The organism is Pontiella sp. (assembly GCF_041622395.1).
Taxonomy (GTDB): Bacteria; Verrucomicrobiota; Kiritimatiellia; order Kiritimatiellales; family Pontiellaceae; genus Pontiella.
Genome location: NZ_JBFJYW010000271.1, coordinates 1 through 5,208, shown reverse-complemented (window position 1 = coordinate 5,208; position 5,208 = coordinate 1). Strand labels below are relative to the sequence as shown.

2 protein-coding genes are annotated in these 5,208 nt (G+C 62.5%); one reads left to right on the top strand and one right to left on the bottom strand.

Annotated elements, in window-relative coordinates:
• On the bottom strand, positions 1-2,159 hold a 2,159-nt coding region (gene ptsP, locus ABYO54_RS13720; RefSeq protein WP_372808814.1), incomplete at its 3' end, for a phosphoenolpyruvate--protein phosphotransferase.
• Positions 2,160-2,382: 223 nt separating this feature from the next.
• On the opposite strand from ptsP, the gene ABYO54_RS13715 reads away from it, so the two are divergent.
• On the top strand, positions 2,383-5,208 hold a 2,826-nt coding region (locus tag ABYO54_RS13715), incomplete at its 3' end, for a thiamine pyrophosphate-dependent enzyme (RefSeq protein WP_372808813.1).

Here is a 5,208-nt window from a genome sequence, read left to right as displayed (position 1 = left end):
TCGAGCAGGAAGGCTTCGATTTGGCTGATGCGACCGAGGTCGAGCATGGCGTCGGCCATCTCCTCGGCATCCTTGATGGCAATGTTGTTGACCATCCGCTGCACCGTGGGCGCATTGACGATATCGATGCTGAAGTTGCGGAGACCGACGCCGAGCAGGAAGGGTAGCATCCGCGGATCGGCGGAGAGGTCGCCGCAGATCGAGACATCTTTTCCCAGGGTCATGGCCGCCGAGACGATCCGGTTGATGGCGCGCAGAATGGCCGGATGGTGGGCGAGGTATAGACTGGAAACCTGCTCGTTGGTCCGGTCGACCGCGAGCATGTACTGGATCAGATCGTTGGACCCGATCGAGAGGAAATCCGCCTCCGCCGCCAGCTCATCGACCACTTCGACCGCCGAGGGCAGCTCCATCATGACCCCGAGCTGCGTTTCCCGGCTGAAGGGAATGCCCTCCGCTTCCAGCTCGTCCATGCATTCATAGACAATGGTTCGCGCATTGATGAAATCATCGACCGACGACACGAGCGGGAACATGATCCGGGTGTTTCCTTCGGCCCCGGCGCGCAGGAAGGCGCGCAGCTGCTGGCAGAAAATATCCTTGTTGCGCAGCGAGAACCGGATGGCGCGCATGCCGAGGAACGGATTGGCCTCGTTGACGTTGGAATAGTAGGAGAGCATCTTGTCGCCGCCGATATCCAGCGTGCGGAAGGTGACGGTTTTGCCCTCCATCTGGTCGACGAGCTTCTTATAGATCACATACTGCTCGTCTTCGGGCGGGAAATCGTTGCGCACGATGAAGGGAAACTCGGAGCGGTAGAGCCCGACGCCCTCGGCCTTGAATTTGCGGGCGGGCTTGAGATCGCTCAACAGGTTGATGTTTGCATAGATATGCACGCGTTCGCCGCATTTGGCCCGCGTTTCTTCCTTCACGTCGGCGGCATCGTGCAGGACCTTCCAGGCGGCGTCGAGTTCGCGGTATTTGGCATAGACCTCGTCGCTCGGTTTCAGGTAGACGATGCCCTGCTCCGCATCCATCAGCAACGCTTCGCCAACGGGGATGCCGTCGGCCAGCTCGCGGGCGAGCGCCACCATCGGGATCCCGAGCGAGCGGCAAATGATCGCGTTATGCGAGGTGACGCCGCTGCTGATGATGAAGCCTTCGACGTTTTCGGCGGAAAGCTTGAGGATATCGGACGGCAGCAGCTCGTGCGCAATGATAATCTGGCCGCGGTAGTCGCATTCCTCGTCCGTTTCATTCAGCAGGTTTCGGGTCAGCCGGTTGCCCAAATCCTTGACGTCGAGCACCTTTTCGCGAATGAGCGGCATCTTGCTTTTGGAAAAGACCTCGACGTATTCATCGACGACCGTGGCGATGGCCTTGACGCCCGGGGTTCCCGTGCGGATCAGGTTGGAGATGCGCCCGGTAAACTGGTCGTCTTCGAGAATCAGCAGGTGGGCGCTGAAAATCAAGACGGCCACATCGGCCAGCTCTTCGCTGGTCTGCCGCTGGAGCTTTTCGATCTGCTGCGCGGTTTTTTCGATGGCCAGCTCGAAATCGGCGACCGTATGGCCATTGCTTTCCGGATCCGGCAGGAGACAACTCTCGGCATGGCCGGACGCGAGCGTATAGGCTTTGCCGCGCGCCGTCCCCGTACTGGCGGACCTGCCGCGCAGGATATTTTCGCTGAGCGTCCGTCTGACGGGTTGCGGCTCGGCCTCGGCCTCGACGCGCGCCCCGCTCAGCAGCTGCACGTTTTCGATCATGGTGGCCAGTTGCGCGGCGATCGCCCGCAGGGCCTTCACGTCGTTGGGGGTGAAATAGTTGGCATCGCGCGCCTGAACCACCAAGGCGCCGATGCGCCGCAGGCCGCGCAGGATCGGAACGGTCAGGAAGGCTTCGTATTCCTCTTCGTGAATCCCCGGGAAAAACTTGTACGACGAGCTTTGCGAGGCCGATCCGACGCAGATCGGCCGCAGTTCACGGACGGCCCGGCCGGTGATGCCCTCGCCCAACTGCAACTTGACCGTTCCGATGGCGGCCGGTTCCAGCCCCTGGGTGGCGCGCAGGGTGAGCACCTTCTCCTCTTCGTCGTAGATATAGATCGAACAGACGTCGGCCATCATGTGCTTGGCCACGGAGGTCACAACTTTCTGCAAAAGTTCACGCCGGTCGCGCCCAACCTCCTCAAGGGAAATCAGTTCCGCGATGTCGCATACAAGGTCTACGTTTCTCTTTTTCATAATGTATTAATCAACAGAATAAGGAACAACATATCCAGCGGCATGTCGAGAGTCAAAGCCTAGAGATAATCCAATTTACGAATCGACCTCCCAAAACGCCTTCCGTACTATTTTCGCTTAATTAGGACACCGGAAATTCATGAATACACCTTCCGCAAAACAAATGCTCGAACTCTACCGCCCCATGGCGGCCTCGCGCTACACCGACCAGCTGCAATCCGCGGCGGCTCAGCGGGGCGAGGTCTTTTTCTACATTCCCTCGTCGGGACACGAAGCGGCCGCCGCCCTGGCCCCGCATCTGATCGAAGGCGACTGGTTGCACCTGCACTATCGCGACCGGGCACTCGCCTACGCCCGCGGCGTCTCCTACGAAACGGTCTTCTACGGCCTCTTCTCCAAGCAGGAATCCAACTCCGCCGGGCGGCGCATGCCGGCATTCCCGTGCGACCCCTCGCTGAACATCATGAGCACCCCGACGCTCGTCGGCAGCAACGTGCTGCAGGCCGTCGGCGTCGCCTCCTCCATCAAGGGCAACGCCGAGAAGCCCTTCGTGCTCGTATCGGTCGGCGACGGCGCCACCCAGCAGGGCGACTTCTACGAAGCCGTCGCCGAGGCCGTCCGCTCCAACCTGCCCGTGCTGTTCCTGATCGAAGACAACCGCTTTGCGCTCTCGACCGTCACCAAGGGCAACACCTTCTATTCCCTGCCCGACGGCGAAACCGACGCCTTCTACGGCCTGCCGATCCACCGGATCGACGGCTCCGACGCCGTCGCGACCTACGGCAAGTTCGGCGAACTCGTGGGCCAACTGCGCGAAACCCGCGGCCCGCAGATCGTCGTCTTCAACGTCGAGCGGCTCGAGAGCCACACCAACGCCGACGACCAATCGGTCTACCGCTCCGAAGCCGACCTGCGCAACGCCCAGGAAAACGCCGACCCGTGCGCCAAGCTGCGCAACTACATGCTGGCCAACGGCGTGGCGGCCGACGCCGTCGAGGCCGTCGAGGACGAGGTGAAGGAAAAGATCGATGCCGCGTTCCACACCGGCCGCAAAGGCACCACCCCCAAGGCCGATCTGACCGCGAAGAAACCGCTGCCCGAACAGCGCGAGGAATACCTCGGGACCGCCGAAAACCGCCACCTCAGCATGCTCGAGGCGATGCGCGCGACCCTCAAGGCCCGCTTGGCCAACGATCCGAAAACCACGCTCAACGGACAGGACATCGAAGATCCCAAGGGCGACGTGTTCGGCCTCACCCGCGGCCTTTCGCAAGCCTTCCCGCACCAGGTCAGCAACGCACCGCTCGCCGAAAACACCATTCTCGGCGTCGCCACCGGGCAGGCGCTGGCCGGCGGGCATCCGATCGCCTTCATGCAATTCGCCGACTTCATGCCGGTGGCCTACAACCACCTCCTCTCCGAGATCGGCGCCATGTACTGGCGCACCAACGGCCAGTGGGAAACCCCGGTTCTATTGATGTCGATCGCCGGCGCCTACCGGCCGGGCCTCGGCCCGTACCACGCGCAGACGATGGAAGCCATTCTCGCGCACGTGCCGGGCATCGACGTCTTCATGCCGTCCACCGCCGCCGACGCGGCCGGGCTGCTCAACGCCATCGCCGAGTCGGGCCGTCCGTCGGTCTTCCTCTTCCCGAAGAGCCTGATCAACGACCGCACCAACACCACCTCCGCCGACGTGGAGCAGCAGTATGTCCCGATCGGCAAGGCGCGCATCGCCCGCGCCGGGCAGGACATCACCCTCGTCAGCTGGGGCGGCGCAATGCCCGTCGTCGAACACACCGCCGAGGCGCTGGCCGAAATCGGCCTCAACGCCGAAGTCATCGACCTGCGGACCATCTTCCCGTGGGACGAGCAAACCGTGCTCGCCTCCGCCCGCAAGACCGGCAAGCTGATCGTCGTGCACGAAGACAACCAGACCGCCGGCATGGGCGGCGAAATCGTGGCGGCCATTTGCGAAAAGGCCGGGCACGAGGTGCAGGTCGCACGCGTCACCCGCCCCGACACCTACATTCCCTACGATTTTTCCTGCCAGATCGAGGTCTTGCCCTCCTTCAAGCGCACGCTCGAAAAATGCTGCGAACTGCTCGAGGTCGACATCCACTGGGAAAAACCCGTGGAAGAGGAAGCCGGAACCGTCACCGTCAAGGCCATCGGCTCCAGCCCGTCCGACGAAACGATCACCGTGGCGAACCTGCTGATCGAAGCCGGCGCCGCGATTGCCGAAGGCGATCTGATTGCCTCGGTCGAGGCCGACAAGGCTTCGATGGATATCTCCTCGCCCGTCTCCGGCACCGTTTCCGAAGTGATGGTTGCGGAAGGCGACACGCTGACCGTCGGCACGCCGATGATCAAGATCGCGTCCGACGAGGCCGCGCAGCTCAAGCCGCTCACCAAGGAAGAGCCCGGCACGCCGATCATGGAACGGCGGCGCGCCACGGAAGCGGTCGAAGCCGCCCCAACCAGCGGCGCGTGCAAACCGAAGCCGATCTACATCTCGAACATCACCACCGTGCTGGGCTCGCGCCACCTCACCAACGACGAGCTGCTGCAGGGCCATGGCGAATGGGACTCCGAAGCCATCCGCAAGCGCACCGGCATCGAAAACCGCTACTGGATCGATGGCGACGAAAACGTGCTCTCCCTCGCGGTCGAGGCCACCCAAAAGCTGCTTAAAAAGGAAGGGCTTCAGATTTCCGATATCGGCGCCATCATCTGCTCCACCGGAACGCCGCTGGCCATGACGCCGTCGCTGGCCTGCAGCGTCCTGCACAAGCTCAGCCCGGCCAAGGGCGAAGTGGCCATGCAGGCGCACGACGTCAACGCCGCCTGCTCGGGCTACATGTATGCCTTGCAGTCGGCCTTCGATTTCCTGACCAACGCGCCGGAAAAGAAGGTGATCGTCATCACCGCCGAAACCCTTTCGCCGATGGTCAACCACGACGAC